This is a genomic window from Photobacterium sp. GB-50, assembly GCF_003026755.1.
GTDB lineage: Bacteria > Pseudomonadota > Gammaproteobacteria > Enterobacterales > Vibrionaceae > Photobacterium.
This window is the reverse complement of sequence record NZ_PYNX01000006.1, coordinates 187,656-205,341: the sequence shown is the minus strand read 5'-3', so window position 1 is coordinate 205,341 and position 17,686 is coordinate 187,656. Positions and strand designations below refer to the sequence as shown.

Below are 17,686 nucleotides of genomic sequence, written 5' to 3'. Positions count from 1 at the left end.
CACACGCTAAAAACTTAGCCATTCTAAGTTTAGTGGTGAGTATAGATATTCAGTTGTATTAAGACGAATCGCTCGAAAGTATTCTTTTGCGACTCTCGCATTAGAAAGGCTACGAGCGATTTTCACATTAATGATAAAGTTTCGTTTGATCAACGATGAGAACAAACCACTATTATTTACGAGGTTAGATAGATTTGTGGTTATGATTATATGAAATGTATTAGCCTTTAATCTGGTTTGAGCTAAGAACATCTTTCTTGAATGCGGCTATAACCGATTTTATATTCTGAATCGCTTGTACAGGCGTTATTTCCTTACGTTCTATTTGCGCCTCAATGCACTCTATTTCTCGTTCCATACTCTCTACAGTAGTTTTGAGTGAGGCTGCATTGTAAACTTTGGTATAGCCATGCAGAGACTCCCAAGCAAGGTCGAGGTAAGTATCTAGTGAGCTAATCAAGGTGTGACCTGAAAATTGCTGTAGCTCTTTCTTAAATTGCATGGTGTGAAGCACGTTCTTTCTAAAGTCGTCTTTACTGTTGATTTCTTTTGACGCAAGAATCCGATCTATCATCCAGTTAGTTAAACGCGCATGTCGCCATAAGTGCGGTGAGACTTGACCTGTAATCCCTAGTTCGTCAGCCCATTGTTTGATGTATTTTGTCCAAGATTTAGCGTTAAAAGGTTTACCGTTAGTTAAAGAAATAAAGAGGTAGTCGTGCTTAACGCCAAACTTTTTCATCACCCGTTTTCTCACATCGGTATAGTTAGCTATTTGCTCTAAAAGTATGTGATCGACAGGTAAGTAACGATGACTATCTTCATCATTACGCTTCTTGCTGGTTTTTATTTTGAGTTTTCCCGTTTCTCTCGCTGCAAGGTAATCGCTATACCTCAGCGAATGTAACTCACTCACACGACCACCAAGCATTTCCATCGACACATAGATGGCTTTATCGCGTATTCGTTTATCGTATTGCTCTCGTTTTGCCAGTCGTTTGGCTTTGGGGTCTGTGAAAGAAGATAGGTCTTTTTTCTGAGTGTTGATGTATTGCCAAATTTTAAGCGCGTCTTCTTTGCTAACAGGATGGCGACTTTTTACAGCCCCTTTTTTTGGCAATGAAGCGTGTGTGATAGTGATGACTTCTTTTTTATCTTTTCGTCCCTCAATTGAAATTGAGTGCCTTTTCTCTAATACGGTAATGGCATTGACTTCATCTTGTCCGATGAAGTGAGTTAAGTCATGGAATGACTGAACAAATTGAAGAAACTGAATGCACGTTTCACCGATTTTGGCGACCTCAGTTGATGAACGTTTAGGCTCACCATTGGGCTTAACTTCCAATGTTAGATTCTGAATAAAAAGCGTAAACGAACTGTCTGTCAGTTGACTAAATCGACTCAACATTGGCTGCGTTTCGATAAATCGAATTAAATGGACGATTTTAGATGCATACGTTCTAATGCTGGTTGCTTTAAGGTGCTTCTGAACGACTAAATGATGCATATAAGCATTGGCTTCTAGGCATGGTTTATAGTTGGAATAACTTAGGAATGGCACATCAATAGGGTTTATCTTCCTAGCGTGACTCGGTACACCTATATGTAGCCAAAACTCCATATCCTTTAGCGTGTTAGTTATCATATCTCACCATCAAAATATAAATCGCTCACGTTTTGGATTTGGTGGTTAGCATCCAGATAGGCTTCCCAACGCGCTTCCTCTGTGCCTTTGTGTGATGCTAATGTTTTCATTTTTGAACGGGCTTCGCGCAGCAAGGCAGTAAATAACATATTTTCTCGCTGTAACGCTTCAATTTCCTTTTTTTGCTCAGCAATACGGTTCTTTTGTCCAGCTTGTGTGTTCAGGCTACCTTTGCGTGACTTTTTGCCCTTAATTTCAAACTCAAGCGCGTTTACAGCGTTTTTTCTTAGGGCATCGATTGCATCAAAGCCTCCACGAATCACCTCGTCAGCATTGGTTTTAAAGGTATTTAAGCTGCATGGTTCAATATTACGTTCACTGCACTCAAATTTTGCCAGTCCACCTTGCGACTTCAATTGCTTGACTAATGCGGTATCTTCTTGGAACGTTTTCGGTGAGCGAATGATTTCTTGTAGAAAGTCCCGTGTTTTTATGACTTTGAGTTGGTTTTTCTCTTGATTCATTATTCAGCCTCTAACTCATTAATTTTTAATATAAGGTTGAAAGTTTTGATGTCTTCTCCGTTTTCATCTTTGATTGTAAAAAACTCTGGCTTTAGGCTGATAATATCGCTTTCGAGTAACATTAATACTTCGTTCTCAAGGTCTTGCTCGGTTTGAAGTTGTGATATGTGGGGGGTTGTGCGGTGTTCACTTTCATCGCCATAATCAAAGATAGCATCATCCAACGTGCGAATATGCAGTGCTTTATTAGCATTACCTGTCAGTCGTTTAGCGAGGATTTTACGTAAGTGTTCGACTTCATCAAGGTTGTCAATCTGTGATTTATCACTGATAACACTTTGTACGATAACACTCGCTTTCGCGCTGTTAAGTACGCCACCTGTATCTGAATCGGTAATGTAATTGTGCAAGTGCTCTAAATCGGAATGAGCAAGCATCCAGCGCAGTGCTTCCATGTTTTCATAGTTTTTTGACCAGAAGAACACCAAAGCAAAGAAGCGTCTTAACTGGTGCTGTCTCACGTAGTGACGACGATACTCACCATTATCCATTTCCACGATTGCGGTTTCAAAATAATCACACAGCGCATCAAATGCATCATTAAACCCATTACTATTACGCTTATTCAGTTGAAAGGTTTGCGTATCAATGTGATTAAATAAAGCGAGAGCGTTTTTTGTCGCGATACCGCGCTCAATCGCTTGCCGATTAAACTGTTCGAGCTGGTACACAAATCGGGCAACAGATAAAGGTATCGGTCTATCGATGGTTATGTTTTCCCCTTTTACCCCTGTTTTCTTGGCTTTAAAGCGTAAGTGCCAGTTATCACTGTCTTCAATATATGGGCTGGCATCCGTTGTGCGTTGCCCCTTCCTGCTATTAAAAACAAGGTTGCCGAAAGGTTTCAGTTGAACCATTTCACCTTGTCGTCTTGCTATAGTTGCGCCAAGCACTAATTGAATTGCGCCCTGTAGTACAGTGAAAATCTCAAGCATGGATTCGTTATGACGAATCCGAGTATGACGATTTTCAGCACTTGCAGGTAGTCCCTCTAATTGTGTTATGCCTTTTTGCTTAAAATCAGGATGGATTAAATCGATCGCATTAAATTTAAGAAAATGTCCGAGTTCAGTTTGTGGTAAATCACGGTGAAGAGCCTCATTAAATGCCTTTGAACTAGGGTAAGGGCGGTGAGTGTTGGAGAACGCAGCAGTCGATTTTGAGTGGACTGTTGTTAATACATCAAGTAGGTTGTCGAAAAAATTCACCTCTTTTGTATCAGGTGCAGGGCAGAAATCTTCCAATAGCTCATAGCTATTTCTAAATAAATCAAACACAAACTCAGGCGGTAAGGTGCGGGTACGTCCTTGGTTACGCAGTGTCGTTAAGCTTTGTACCGCATCAACGGATACCTTGCTGGTCACAGGGGAAAATGTGCTGACATCGTGTTTATCGATATTGGTGTTTATCAGTTGAATAGCATGATGCCATGGTTGAATATCCTTTGCTGAGCATCCATTGCCCTTATCTTGATTTGGAACAGCTTGATACTCAGACATAAGTGGGGTGGGCTTTAATGCCAACTCAGGAAAAGGGGAGAGTTGAATTGTACCGGTCAGGATTTTTCCCTCAAAAAGTTTTGCCGTGAGAATGGTGTTGTTGCCTTGAGGATTACGATGACCAAATTTGTCGCGTGTTTTATTTGCATAATATCGTTGCTGATGTAGCCAACAACAGGCTTTGACTCTATCGTTAAGGTTGAGAGTGTTTTCATCGCTGGCAATGTCACGGGTCACATAGGGGTATTTTGCTTTAAATGCGTTGACTTCCTCTATAGAAATTTCAACGTTATCCAGTAACGCCTTAATGCGATCATGGGTTTGGTATAAAGCGGTACTAATTGAGCCTGCATGTTCTCCGATAGTTAATAGCACATTGAGCCAAAATGCTTCGCTGACTTTTTCTAAATGATATTGCGATAACTTTAACGCCTGACCATTGAGTAAAATGGTATTAATGAGCGTCAAAATATGACTATATTTCCTCGCAGCGCTTTTAGAGCTTGTTAACTTACCGCCATTATCTAACGGGTTATCACACGCGATTAGCCAGTGTTTAAAGGCATTAAGTAAGGGTTGGTGTTTTTCACTGGTTAGCGGCTCATTATCATCTAAAGTGATGTCACACCAGCGGATTTCTTTCACCTTTTTTTGGTGCTTAAAATGTATTTTTGAAATGTCGTCATGAAAATTTGATAACCACCATTCGGGCAACGAGTCAGATTCCATTGGAATGCCCGTGTGAATTTCTGTCAGTAAAGCAAGGACGCGAAAATCATCCGTTGCAACTGCATAGTTGGTTAATTGAGAAAGCGTGTTTACGTGCATCCCATTAAGTTTTTCAGGGTTGTTCACGATATCATTGGTCAATTTTTCAAGATAAGCGAGATTATCTACCGCGGTTAGCATGAAAGCACTCCCTCTATGATGGTGTGGTCTAGAGGTGATTTTTTCGCCTCTTCGTACATGTCCAAGATGTCGTCATCATCAAAGCCAGGCATTTCAATGCATTTAAAGAGATAGGTTGCTGATTGATACCAATGTTGGACTAACTCATTAAAACGGGATGCATCATTGTCGTTATCAATGATTGTTTTAATGCTCATCAACAACTGAAATATTGGCACGGTGACAGTCAACACCACGCTATCGAAAATACTTTGTTCAGCTTGTTGTGAGGCGGCTTTATCAAACGTGGCTGCGTTTAAATCTGGGAGGTCATTTAAGCCATGATTTTCCAAAAACTCCTCTAACTCTTGATATGTCATATTGACAGCATCCAGCAAATAAGGTGATTTTTTCATTGCCTCAAAAATGATTGCCTTTTGGAACTGCCTGATAACACGTTCGGTAAAGAAGTCCATTAAAGGTTTAGGTAGGTAGGTATCAAGTAAATCTTGATTTACTTCTTTATGACCAAGCGCGTCAGCCACGGCACTTTGTGAGCGCGTTTTGAGATAGATTTGCAGTCCACGATGACGACGAATTGTCCTGTGCGTGGTGATGCTGGCGATGATATCGAGTTCTTGTGCTGATACATCATATTCAAGTGGCAACGCTGCTTTATCATTTAGTCGTTTTCTGACAAGTGGCAAGGGGTTGTATAATTGACTTTGAACACTTGGATTCACAGCCTTATTTAATGTGCATGTTAATAACAAAAACTTCCAATTAGGATCACCAATCGCTTTTAAATGCTGTCGGGCTATTTGTGTGTGTTGAACGATAAAGTCCACGATGGATTTAGAAAACTCATTGAGTATGACATCCTGCTGCGCTAAATTTCGTCCTCTACGCGCTTTCTCACTGGTTAAGATAAACTGCTCACCGACTTTTTTATAACCTGTTAACTTACCGTTTTCATTGAACAATTGCAGCTTTTGCAGCCAAGACGGGGTGATTTTCGGGTGCTCAATGACAAGTAAGGCAGTTAAAGTAAACAGCGTGGCATTCGTTGATAGGTTTAGCTCTTCGATTAGCTGTTCGTTTTTCCCCTCGAACCCTAGAAACACTCCGTACTGATAACCCTTATAGCCACTAATGCCATACTTATAGAACGTTGCAATGGTGTTATCTAAGTGGTGTTCGCCAATAGCATAAGCTTTACTACCTGTATTGCTGCCTTTACGAGGACCAGAATTCCCCTTAATAGGCTTCACTATACCTTTATCGATAAAGCGTTTATTTCGCTCTTGTCGCTGTTTTAATTGATTAAAATGCGTGGTGAATACCGTTTTCAATATATTTATGTCTCGTTCAATACGAGCCTCTATCACCGCAATGGCTTGCTCATCTTTGATGTGCAAAGGGATATCAGCAAACCATCGCATTTTCTCTAACTCACTGGTTTTACCGCCTGTTGAGAAGCTAGGCGGATTTTTAACGTTTAAAATTATAGGGGCTATAAACGCTTTTAATGGTGCAGGATAAAGCTTTGTGTTGATAAACACAGAGGTATAAATATCAAGTGAGTCATTAAATGCTTTATTAAAGTATACTGGGTCATTGCCCTTAACCAGACATTCAGAAAATTGCAATTGGTACGCTTTATAGAATGTCGATTGCACATACTTTTCACTGAGCAATAACTCAAAACTTTCCACCGTTGCTTTCATATCAAGCGTCGAGGTCGTTTCAAGCAAAGATTTAATTTTAAATAGATTACCTCTTAGAGATTTTGTTTTTTGGGTTAAGCCATACCGGTTGAGGGTATCATGAATTTTGTCGGTAAAAGCTTGTTTGTATTTCACATAAAGAAAATCAAGATCGACAAGAACTGCTTTACGCTCTTGTGATGTCACCGACCAGCCGTTTAAATACGTGAGTTTTTCTTCATTACGCTCAAGGGATTGATAGCTTTCAATGCAGTGCTGTACGTAATCGTTTATCTTTTCGACACCAATAGATTGAGGCGTAATATGGATATGATTTGCTTTCGCAAGGTCGCACATCATACGGTGAAGACGAAACGCCAAATTTCTTTTAGAAGCGAGAGATAGGTTGTTAGATTCGCAATAAAAAAAACCAATAAACTGATCTGTATGAGCTTTAAACGTATTTTCATCATTAAGTATCTCAATGCCGCTATAGTTAAGCTTGCCTTGAGAGAAAATAAAAGCCGCATAAACATTCAATAATTGCAAGTTTTTAAAGCTTTCGTATTTTGGGTAGCGCCTCTCTAAATAGTTCAATAATTGTGTGTGAAGTGGCTTAGATAATGCTTGAGATAAAAGCGATAACTGTTTCAGAATTGTTGTATTCACGTATATTTCCTCTTAAAAAAGGATTAACAATACATTAACAAGTTGTCGAAATGTTGTCAAAAAAAGTTGTCAGTAAAATTTTAGTTAAAGCAATGAATCTATTATGATTTTATAACTAATGATAAGAAATTTGATTCAAGAGAACTGAAATTGGACTGTCGGTTTGTGATAACCCAAGGCGCAGGCACGTTGCGAGCTTTGGTATGGGGGTGAAAGAGACATTTCAAGGTAGAGGTGTTGGTGGGCAATTGTTACAGTCGGCATTGATGTTGGCAGATAAATGGCTCAATGTTCAACGTATCGAGTTAGAAGTGTATACAGACAACATTGCTGCAATGAAGCTTTATCAAAAACATGGTTTTGAAATTGAAGGCGAGGCGAAAAACTTTGCGTTTCGTAATGGCGAGTATGCCAATGTATACCATATGGCGAGGCTACGAACATACACTGTATGATTCGATAAAGTGGATAAGTAAAAAGGCAGTAATCATACGCAATGATTACTGCCTTTTTTATTGAAGTGATTTATTAATGGCCGACGGTTTTCGACAATAGGTTAACAATTAAAACACCAACAATAATAAAACCAATACCTACAATTGCGGGTAAATCTAAGCGCTGCCCATAAATAAAAAAGCTAATCGTTGCAACGAGGACAATACCAGCGCCACTCCAAATCGCATAAACAATACCAACAGGCATGGTTTTAACGGTGACAGATAAGAGAAAAAAAGCGACAGCGTAACCGACAAGTACAACCGCACTTGGAACGAGTTTAGTAAATTGCTCGGCTTTAGGAATGAAAGATGTTGCGATCACTTCAAACACAATGGCAATAGATAAAGCTAAAAAAGGTGGCATAGAAGTTAATAGTTTAAACATTACGATTATCTATCATTAAAAAAGAGATGCGCATTTTAGTGTCAAAGAATACGTTTCACCAAGTGATATTTATACAAATCATTATTACCATCTAGTAATAATAATTACTAACGAGGTTTTACTATTGATATAAAACAACAAATGAATACGAAACAGCACGACAGCTTAAAGGTATGCTTATATTTCGTAAGAATTCTGTAGTTAGAAGATTGTATTTATCATTATTTTTTAATTATTCGTTATCCGAAATAGCGACAAAAATTGGCATTAAACAAACAAGAGCATATACAAGTAAATGCTGATATTACATTGATCTTAATAGATGAAGTTGTGAGTCAAATAAGCCTGAATACAATGATATATTCATTCAATATGTATTCAGGGCTTATTTGTCATATCTAACGCTGAAGATGACGTAAGCTACGTTTCTCTAATTGGGTGAATAAAAGAGATAAAGATAGGCATAAAATTAAGTAGACAGCGCCAACAAGTAACCAAATTTCAAAGATTAACCCCGATGAGTTCGCCATTTCACTGCCGACGAAGGTTATCTCCTGTATAGAGATCAATGAAATAATTGATGAATCTTTCACTATTGAGATAAATTGACCAGCCAGTGCTGGTACTATGCCTGCGATTGCTTGCGGGAAAATAACAAAGCGGAAACCATCAAGACGAGAAAGCCCAAGAGAGCTGGTTGCTTCCCATTGTCCTTTATCTATTGCATCAAGCCCAGAGCGAATGACTTCAGCGATATAAGCAGCAGCTATTAAGCCAACGCATAGAATGCCAGAAAAAAGGTTTTCCCATAACTGACTATTACCAAAGAGGATATCTTGCAGAAGATTCTCGTTACCATGGTAATTACGAAATAGATTATCGAGTCCTAGCAATGGAACTAATTGGCTAGATATAAAGAAATAGAAAATGAAAACAAAAACCAGTGGCGGGATATTTCTGACTAATTGAATATAAGCATTAGCTGGCAGACGGAAAAAGATAAAAGAAGAACGACGCCCTAAAGCTAAAAGCAGCCCGAATACCGCAGCAAACAGCATACCCCACAAACTTAATCGAATAGTACTGATAATACCTTGAAAGAAATAAGGAAGCTCTCCGTTTTGGCCAGGGGTAAAAACCAAATCAAAGGCTTTATGCCATTGCCAGTGGTAATTAATGCCAACAGATGAACGATAATATAACCACCCGATGAAACAGCTCATTATCACTAAGAGAATGTAATCAAGTGGTTTAAGTTTTTTTAATGAAAACTTAGCAGCCAGAATTTTTTCTGGCTGCGAGAGTGTTTTCTTTGCAGTTGAGCAAGAAGACATTAATTTATTGACCTTCTTTTACCTGGTTCTGCCAATCAACTGTGGTAAACCAATAGTTATAACGCTCTTGTAACCAACCATCTTGAGTTCGAAGTAAAATCCAGTTATCAAAGAAGTTTAACAAGTTGAAATCACCTTGGCGGATAGCAAAACCTTCAGAGCCTTGGCTTAGACGCTCTTTAAATGGTAGAAATAGCTTATCTTTGTATTGCAGAGCCATTTGCTCTGGTTTTGGTGTTGATGCTAATACAGCTTGCGCATTGCCATTTAAAACTTCTTGGAATGCTTGTGCTTCATCATCGAATTGACGTAATTTCGCTTTCGGGAAATATTTCTTCGCCGTTTGTACTGTTACAGCACCGCGACGCACAGCTAGCGTTACGCTACGTTTATTGTAATCAGCAATGGAGAGCTTATCGCCAGCTAACTCTTTATTGGCGGCAAGTTGAACACCTGAATGAGAGTAGGGTGTTGTAAAAAGAACACTCAGATTTCGTTGTGGTGTTATCGACATTCCGCCAATGATAACATCAAATTTACCTGCTAGCAGGGCTGGGATAATACCGTCCCATGCTGTAGGTATAAACTCTACTTTTACACCCGCATCTTTAGCGACACGTTTAGCGACATCGACTTCAAAGCCAATGAGTTCACCTTGTTTATCACGCATTGCCCAAGGTACAAATGTTGATAAACCTACGCGTAATGTGCCTCGTTCTTTAATTTGTTCAAGGGTACTTTTATCAGCAGCAAAAGCATGGCTTGTGGTGAAAAAAAGAGTGAGTGCAGTAAATAAAACCGCCAAAAAACGCTTCATTATATTTTTCTCCATATCGTTAAAAATCATCAATGATTAGGTGTTGCAAGTTTGTACTCTAGCAGTGTTGCAAAAGCAGATAAAACTAACGTTATACATAAATACATTGCCGCAATAGTAAACCAAACTTCAAATGGCATGGCGGTATCAGCAACAATATCCCGTCCTTGTGTTGTTAGATCAAATATAGCCATGATACTGACTATAGAAGAGTTTTTAACCAAAGAAACGGCCTCATTGGTTAATGGTGGTAAAACTCGACGTAACATTTGCGGCAAAATAATATAGCGATAACTATCTATTTTACTTAACCCAAGGCTTTCAGCTGCTTCAAATTGACCTTTAGGTATATTGATTAAGCCAGAGCGGAAGATTTCTGCAGTGTATGCTCCTTGAAATAAAGATAATGCCAGCACTGCTGTTGTAAACCGTTCTAACCCTAATACCGGACCAAAAACAAAGTACAGTAGATAAATTTGTACGAGTAGCGGTGTGTTACGAATGAGTTCAATATACCCCCGTGCAAGACCACGACCGATAATAGAATGAGATACGCGTAACAGTGCGGTTACCAAGCCAAATATGATTGTAAAAATCAGGCTAATGGCTGAAATTTTGAGGGTGACAAGTAGGCCATCAATAAGCTCTGCAGAAAACCATTCTCCGTCTTCTTTAAAAAACAAATATTGAGGAATACGGTACCATTGCCAGTTGTAGTTCATTGCATCAGCACCACTATTGAGTAACCATATAATGGCGAAAGTAATGACGGAAATTTGCAGTAAACCACTGAGTACTGGTTTCAGTATTCTTACTATTGTTGAAGGTGACTGAGGTTTCGCTATCATATTTACCTCAGTAACTTAGAATTTTTTTAAGAAACGCCTGAGTACGTAGGCTTTGTGGCTGATCGAATAAAATTGCGGGCGGTGCAATTTCAACAATTTCACCTTCATCCATAAATACAACCCGATCTGCTACTTTGCGAGCAAACCCCATCTCATGGGTTACGCATACCATTGTAATGCCTTCATCTGCTAATTCTTTCATGACATCAAGTACTTCATGGATCATTTCAGGATCTAGCGCGGAAGTGGGTTCATCAAACAAAAGAATATCAGGCTTCATACAAAGAGAACGAGCAATCGCTACACGCTGTTGTTGCCCTCCTGATAATTGCCCTGGGTATTTATTCGCCTGATGGCCGATATGCACACGTTCTAGATATTGATTCGCTAACGCTTCAGCATCTGTTTTTGACATACCCAATGTGCGTCGGGGAGCAAGGGTTAAATTATCTAATACCGTCATATGAGGAAAAAGATTAAAGTGCTGAAAGACCATACCAACTTTGCCACGAACGGCTTTTAGGTTGTTAGGATCTAATAAGTGATTTCTTACTCTAATTTCGCCTGAATCATATTGCTCAAGCCCATTAATACAGCGGATAAGCGTAGATTTTCCTGAACCGGAAGGGCCACAAATGACCAACCGTTCACCTTTATGAATGGTTAGGTTGATGTCTTTTAATGCATGGAAATCGCCATACCATTTGTTCACATGCTGGAATGCTATTATTTCGTCTTTAGCCAACAAGACGTACCTCGACTCATAAATTAGTAGCTTTTCACAATACATGATAAATACCAATGTATTGATGTAATAGCTTGTACCTATTAAAAATAATTAATCATTTCAATACTATATAACAATGAACTTTTAATTTTTAGAAGTCATCATTTAAATAAATAATCTGTGTCTATGTGAGTGATTATTACCCATTTATTTATCAACTTAATAGCGATCTATATCATAAAAGTATTTGCTTTGTGAGGTAATTAGGGTGGGTGTAATTATTTTGTTATGGCACATAATACGTATTATTACGATTAATGAAGTGAAATGGTTAAAAAATGTCGACTTTACAGCCATAACCCATTGCACAAAAGGGGTTAAGGCGATAAGTTAAGAAATGACTATTTGGAGATAAGTACACTACATCGATTGACCGACATAGACGTAGTGTAGCGATACGGGAAGTATAAGCATGCATAAAACAGATGATGTCCGCATTAGCGAGATCAAAGAACTATTACCACCAGTTGCAATACTGGAAAAATTTTCAGCTTCAGAAACAGCTTCAGAAACAGTATATCAAGCTCGAAATGCCATTCATAATATCTTAAATGACGAAGATGACCGTCTTCTTGTGATTGTTGGACCTTGTTCTATACATGATACTGATGCAGCAATAGAGTACGGTAAAAAGCTAAAAACACTACGTGATGAGCTTAACGCTGATTTAGAAATTGTTATGCGCGTTTATTTTGAAAAACCGCGTACAACTGTAGGTTGGAAAGGGTTGATTAATGACCCTTACATGGATAACAGCTTCCAATTAAATGATGGCTTACGCATTGGTCGTAAACTACTTCTTGATTTAGCTGAATTAGGCCTCCCAACAGCAGGCGAATTCCTTGACATGATCACACCTCAGTACATGGGAGATTTGATCAGTTGGGGAGCAATTGGTGCGCGTACAACAGAATCTCAGGTTCACCGTGAACTTGCGTCAGGTTTGTCATGCCCAGTAGGTTTTAAAAACGGCACAGATGGCAATATCAAAATTGCAACAGATGCGATAGGTTCGGCAAGTGCGCCTCACCACTTTTTATCTGTGACTAAATACGGTCACTCTGCGATTGTATCAACGGCAGGCAATGAAGATTGCCATATTATCCTTCGTGGTGGTAAAGAGCCAAATTATAGTGCTGAGCACGTTAAAGCAGTGACAGATCAACTTGAAGGTGCTGGTCACCGTTCTAAAGTGATGATCGATTTTAGTCATGCAAATAGCTTGAAAAAATTTGATCGTCAGCCGCTAGTATCACAAGATGTTGGTGAGCAAATTGCGAGTGGTAACAAATCTATCTTTGGTGTGATGATTGAAAGTCACCTTGTTGAAGGTCGTCAGGATATTGTTGATGGTGTTGAACCGACTTACGGTCAAAGTATTACAGATGCCTGTATTGGTTGGGAAGATACTGAAAAAGTACTTCGTCAATTAGCGTCAGATGTACAAAAGCGCCGCCAAGCGTAACAACATGTATATTAATAAAAACCGATGTTTCTACACATCGGTTTTTTTATATCTTTTTTATACCCAATCTAGATTTATAAAAGCCAGAATTAAAATCATTTCTCATTGTAATGGCGATAACCATCATTAAATTCAATATCATAGCTTTCATCGTATTGGTGCTTTTCTATCAAGCTTTCACAATGAGGGAATTGACAATAAATAGGGTATGTACGATGTAATCCATTTTCGATGAAGGCTTCAAGAATGCCATGAGTATCTGCAATGAGTGTTTTATCTTCCATATATCGACTCCAAACAAATATATGTGATATCAATATGAACATTGTATCATAATTGATACGACCTAGTTGTCTTATTGGCAATAAATATGACTGAAAGGGATGTTGTAATTATAGCGGCTTTTGTGATGTACAGATTTATTGACAATGTTTTCGCTATCTAAAAATGGAAAATATCTTTAAATTTAAACGTTTATAAATATATCTGCTATAACAATATAAAGTGATAGGGTAGTTATTGATTGAAACTATGTATGCCAATAAGCGATAGGTCGGTGTGTATGAAGAGTTTGATATTAAGCGTTCTGTACGGTGTATTTTTATTTGGTCCACTGATGATACAAGCTGAAATCGTTTCAAAACCATTAGAGTCAACAACAAGTTTTATTGAAACGGTTGATAGTTACGAATCATCACAAACACAGCAACAGGGAATTACGGTTTATCATCCAGTATTGGGCTATGCGAATTATGAAAATATCGTTTGTGATTCTAACGATAATCATCAACGACAATTTCAAGACCTAGTAACAAGCTACTGTTTACAGCACAGCGGTAAACTTGTAGGCAATTGGTGTGTGGACACACAAAACAATATGCCGTTGTTTCATACAGAATTAAACCAGCATAGTATGGATTGTCGTTCAGGCGGAAACGCATCAATAATCCATGTTCTTGAGTTTTTACCTTCAGTAGAACACGATCAGCGAACACAACAGAATTGGTTACAGGTCGCGACTGCTTTTGGTTATTAATCTCTGAATGATGTGCTTTATAACGTTGAATGCATCTACGGTGTATTTTCAGATATTAGGAAAGCATTAAAAATTAGCTGTAGACTCTACAGCTAATTAAAGAGATGGCTCGATGAGAAATAAATGGAAGAACACTATGTTTGTTGTTTTAGATTAAATAATAGATAGCTTCTATAAGCTCTATTTTATCTAAAGGCTATATATTATGAAGTGGCATTAATTCTTGTTAACTGCCCATTACTGTTCATCTTTATTAACAATTATATCTAATTATAAATCTTCCCTTACAAATATATAAATGCTGAATTTCTAGTAATGCCTTTGCTTTCTTTAAATTAATGAGATAGATAAAGTTTAAGCTGGATCACACTCAGCTCTATTTATATATGCTAATTATCAATTATAAAATATACATCTATCTTCTCTTTATTGATAAAGTTACGGGGGAGTAACATAGTATTATATAACCCTATAAAAAATACGCTTTCTAATCGTAAAAAAATATTAAAAATAGGATATCGAGATTCACAGATTCTTTATCTCTTGCTTAAACACTCTCCAAATGTTGTCCCAAAGAAAGATATTATTAAATTTGCCTGGGGCAGTGAATGTATTGGAGAGACATCATTAGCGAAAAGTATCAGCAAAATTAGACTTTCACTGATAAAGTTAGGTATTAAGGAATCACCCATAGTGACAGTACCTAAAGTTGGATACCGTTTAATTGAAGGCGTGTTATTTGATGAAGTGCTTAATGCTAAAATATTGATAGAGAAAAGCGAAAAAAATAAGGATTTCTCAACTGACTATACACGGCAAAGCAATCATGGAAAGAGATATCGGCCTTTAGTTTGCTCTTTTCTTTTATTTGTCATTTTAATTTCCACACTACTTGTAACAATCAATAAAGGTCATAGCATTAATACAGATCTTGAAATGAATGCGTTGATAAATAAACCAAGGGTAAGTTTATTAAACGATTATCCTAATTACAAAATTTTGGAATTAAACGTTAAAAAATTATCTTAATCAAAATTCAGTTTATTACGATAAAGTTTTTTAAAAAAGACTGATTTATCAAATTACAAGTCACTTATAACATGTTGAAAATTATAGTCATAAAATTTCAAGTAATTTCATTTTTACTAAATTTATTAATATGGAAAACTGGCATAGCTCTACTTTGAGTGCATCATCAAATTAATATATATGAGGATTGTTCATGCGAAGTATCTACATAAGTATATTGTTAGCTACTGTCCTTCCAACCTTAACAAGTCGTGTATATGCACAGAAGGTGTACCCTGAACAAATTGTACTGGATCACTTAGGTTCAAATATTTGCCGAGCAGGCTACCATCCTCTTGACCATTATGAAGCTGGGGAGCATGTAAAATCTCTTCTTCCTTTTATGGATGACTGGCAAATCGTCTCGCTAAAAGGTCTATGGGTCGTTATGGGACCGGGTTACAAAGGTTTGATAAAACAACAACCCGCAGGAACTAGCCCTCCCAACACTTTTTGTTATCCTGATGAAAACCACACAGAAATCCCTAACTACACTGCACTTGAGCTACCAGAAGGTGATGAAATCGATGTTCAATATGCACTATTACATGACCAAGATAATTTTATTCGGCCTTTAAGCCAACTTGCTGATTATCTGGGTTATGCATGGGTTGGTGGCAATCATGCTCAATACGCTGGCGAAGATATGAACATTCAACATATCGGTGATGACTGGGTTATCCAAGGAAATGATATTGGAACGTGTACCGGTTATCGGTGTGATGAAAAGACTAAAATCACAGTAAATAATTTTGCCTATCGTTTAGATGATGACAGTTTCTGGCATGGTGATGTCACTGAGTCGGACAAAAAACTAGTAAAAACCATTACCGCGTTAGCGAGAAACGACAGTGATCAAGATCAGAAAATTTCCGTTAGCTTAAAGTTGGATGAATCAACAACGTGGTCAAAAACTGATAATTACGGGTTTTCTGCAAGAGTAACAACTGAAGATGCTTTCAATTGGCCACTCGTCGGAACGACAAGGCTAAATATTAGCATTGAGGCAAATAAAAACTTTTCACAATCTAAAGGCGAATCAACCAGTGAGCAAGTTTCGTTAGAAGCACAACCAACGGTGCCACCTCACTCAATTATACCGGTCCGCGTCGATTTATATCTCTCATCTATTGCTTACCCTTACCAGTTTAATGCAGATATAAGTTACGACGTCAATTTCAATGGATTTCTACGCTGGGGAGGTAATGCGTGGCATACACATCCAGAAAAACGACCATATAGAAGTTATACGTTTACCGTGGGACGTGGCAGTGATAAGCCCGCGAATATTCCTTATCAATGGGAACATCGATATATTCCAAATGAAGTACAGTGGTGGGATTGGAGCTGGGCGATAAATGAAATCGGACTGGGCAATATTCAATCTGCCCTTGGTATGAGTTTGCGTCCTTTCCATTCTTTTGTCTCTGGTGATTTTTCTGCCGAGTCTCAATATGCTGGCACTATGGATATTGGTAAAGCGCAGCCTATAGACAAAAGTTCTCTATCATTAAAAGATAATGTTACGACTCAACGTGCTGGTAATGTAGAGGTAGCATCGAATTTTGATGCTGATGAACTTAATTCATTAGGTTTTACTAATGCAGAATTGAGCGTACATGCAGTAAATTAACGTCATCGTATAAAGCGGTATTCACTGTTTGCCCGTAACTACGTGTTGCGGGCTTTATCGTTGTTAAAAATAATCTGTTTATTACCCATTTCATGCTTTAAGTGTCTGTATGGGGAGATGTATTGTTTTTAGACTATCAATCAGACATAAGATAGTTAGCTATAATAGTAGGGATAATGTTACGTTACATGAATGTTTTATAATCCGTGGTGTATTTTTATGTCTGACTTTAAAAAGAAGTGGCGAGATGTCTTTTTTGTCATTCTATTCTTTTGGGGGATTTCGTTTGTTGCTTTTATTATCAATCATAGTTTTAATGGCGCATTAAATAGCTACGGTTTATTACCTCGCCACGTTAGCCATCTTAGCAACATTGCGTTTTATCCTTTTATCCACGGCAGTTGGTCTCATTTAATTTTTAATCTTACTTCTTTTACACTATTGGCTCTTGGGGTGGGGATTAATGGTGTTGCTCGGTTAATTAATGTCATTTTGTTGTGCTGGTTATTTGGCAGTATCAGTGTCTGGTTGTTTGGACGTATCAGTTACCATGTCGGATTAAGTGGGATCATTTATGGCATTTGGGGCTACTTGCTTATCTATGGTTTAGTCTTAAGAAGTATCATGTCATTAATTATTACATTTTTAGTGCTGGTTTATTTTAGCTCGATGATTTGGGGTGTCTTCCCATTTAATTATTTGGTGAGCTTTGAAAGCCATTTATTTGGTGCTATCGCTGGTGGCTTTATTGGTTACTTTCTTGGCAAAAAAGACCATGGAAAATTAAATTGCCATTACGATCAGAAACCCTAACAGAATATAATG

The 17,686-nt window shown here is 38.0% G+C and carries 15 protein-coding genes and 1 pseudogene; 6 read left to right on the top strand and 10 right to left on the bottom strand.

Features of this window, described 5'->3' with window-relative positions:
* Positions 1–220: 220 nt before the first annotated feature.
* The 4 genes from C9J41_RS10905 to C9J41_RS10890 are packed head-to-tail and all read right to left on the bottom strand — an operon-like array spanning position 221 to position 6,991.
* The gene (locus tag C9J41_RS10905; RefSeq protein ID WP_107294552.1) at positions 221–1,645 is read right to left on the bottom strand and encodes a tyrosine-type recombinase/integrase; all 1,425 of its coding nucleotides are present in this window, start codon (positions 1,643–1,645) and stop codon (positions 221–223) included.
* Positions 1,642–2,169: a hypothetical protein gene (locus C9J41_RS10900; RefSeq protein WP_107294551.1), complete on the bottom strand. Its 528-nt coding sequence runs from the start codon at positions 2,167–2,169 to the stop codon at positions 1,642–1,644. Before C9J41_RS10900 ends, C9J41_RS10905 begins: the two co-directional genes overlap by 4 nt.
* A complete protein-coding gene (locus C9J41_RS10895; RefSeq protein ID WP_107294550.1) occupies positions 2,169–4,637 on the bottom strand; it encodes an integrase in 2,469 nt (822 codons plus the stop codon). Before C9J41_RS10895 ends, C9J41_RS10900 begins: the two co-directional genes overlap by 1 nt.
* Entirely contained in the window at positions 4,631–6,991 is a 2,361-nt protein-coding gene (locus C9J41_RS10890) for a hypothetical protein (protein ID WP_107291359.1), read from the bottom strand. The genes C9J41_RS10895 and C9J41_RS10890 overlap by 7 nt, the downstream gene beginning before the upstream one ends.
* 149 nt (positions 6,992–7,140) lie before the next feature.
* Here C9J41_RS10890 and C9J41_RS10885 point away from each other — a divergent pair, with 149 nt between their 5' ends.
* Positions 7,141–7,446, top strand: coding sequence for a GNAT family N-acetyltransferase (locus tag C9J41_RS10885; RefSeq protein ID WP_199190656.1), 306 nt, complete (start codon positions 7,141–7,143; stop codon positions 7,444–7,446).
* A 73-nt stretch (positions 7,447–7,519) separates the two neighbouring features.
* Here C9J41_RS10885 and C9J41_RS10880 read toward each other — a convergent pair whose 3' ends face one another.
* From C9J41_RS10880 to C9J41_RS10860, 5 genes are all read right to left on the bottom strand, one after another.
* Entirely contained in the window at positions 7,520–7,852 is a 333-nt protein-coding gene (locus C9J41_RS10880; RefSeq protein ID WP_199187113.1) for an SMR family transporter, read from the bottom strand.
* Between the two features lie 419 nt (positions 7,853–8,271).
* Positions 8,272–9,207, bottom strand: coding sequence for an amino acid ABC transporter permease (locus tag C9J41_RS10875; protein WP_107206870.1), 936 nt, complete (start codon positions 9,205–9,207; stop codon positions 8,272–8,274).
* Between the two features lie 4 nt (positions 9,208–9,211).
* Positions 9,212–10,024 (bottom strand): transporter substrate-binding domain-containing protein, encoded by an 813-nt coding sequence (locus tag C9J41_RS10870; RefSeq protein WP_107206871.1) that lies wholly within the window; start codon positions 10,022–10,024, stop codon positions 9,212–9,214.
* Between the two features lie 29 nt (positions 10,025–10,053).
* Entirely contained in the window at positions 10,054–10,872 is an 819-nt protein-coding gene (locus C9J41_RS10865; RefSeq protein ID WP_107206872.1) for an amino acid ABC transporter permease, read from the bottom strand.
* A gap of 7 nt (positions 10,873–10,879) precedes the next feature.
* Positions 10,880–11,620, bottom strand: a complete 741-nt coding sequence (locus tag C9J41_RS10860) for an amino acid ABC transporter ATP-binding protein (protein ID WP_369917496.1) — start codon at positions 11,618–11,620, stop codon at positions 10,880–10,882.
* A 451-nt stretch (positions 11,621–12,071) separates the two neighbouring features.
* Here C9J41_RS10860 and aroG point away from each other — a divergent pair, with 451 nt between their 5' ends.
* Positions 12,072–13,124, top strand: a complete 1,053-nt coding sequence (gene aroG / locus C9J41_RS10855; protein ID WP_107206874.1) for a 3-deoxy-7-phosphoheptulonate synthase AroG — start codon at positions 12,072–12,074, stop codon at positions 13,122–13,124.
* Positions 13,125–13,219: 95 nt separating this feature from the next.
* Here the strand turns inward: aroG and C9J41_RS10850 are convergent, their stop codons facing one another.
* On the bottom strand, positions 13,220–13,408 hold the full coding sequence (locus C9J41_RS10850; protein WP_045082326.1) for a hypothetical protein: 189 nt from the start codon (positions 13,406–13,408) through the stop codon (positions 13,220–13,222).
* A 278-nt stretch (positions 13,409–13,686) separates the two neighbouring features.
* Between C9J41_RS10850 and C9J41_RS10845 the strand changes: the two genes are divergently transcribed.
* From C9J41_RS10845 to C9J41_RS10830, 4 genes and pseudogenes are all read left to right on the top strand, one after another.
* Positions 13,687–14,160 carry a hypothetical protein gene (locus tag C9J41_RS10845; RefSeq protein WP_107247267.1) on the top strand — a complete coding sequence of 158 codons (474 nt, stop codon included), beginning with the start codon at positions 13,687–13,689 and terminating at the stop codon, positions 14,158–14,160.
* A 453-nt stretch (positions 14,161–14,613) separates the two neighbouring features.
* Positions 14,614–14,907 (top strand): annotated as a pseudogene (locus C9J41_RS22035) (transcriptional regulator); the annotation flags it as partial.
* 475 nt (positions 14,908–15,382) lie between these two features.
* Positions 15,383–16,861: an aerolysin family beta-barrel pore-forming toxin gene (locus C9J41_RS10835; RefSeq protein ID WP_107247268.1), complete on the top strand. Its 1,479-nt coding sequence runs from the start codon at positions 15,383–15,385 to the stop codon at positions 16,859–16,861.
* Between the two features lie 219 nt (positions 16,862–17,080).
* A complete protein-coding gene (locus C9J41_RS10830) occupies positions 17,081–17,674 on the top strand; it encodes a rhomboid family intramembrane serine protease (protein WP_107294549.1) in 594 nt (197 codons plus the stop codon).
* Positions 17,675–17,686: the final 12 nt, after the last annotated feature.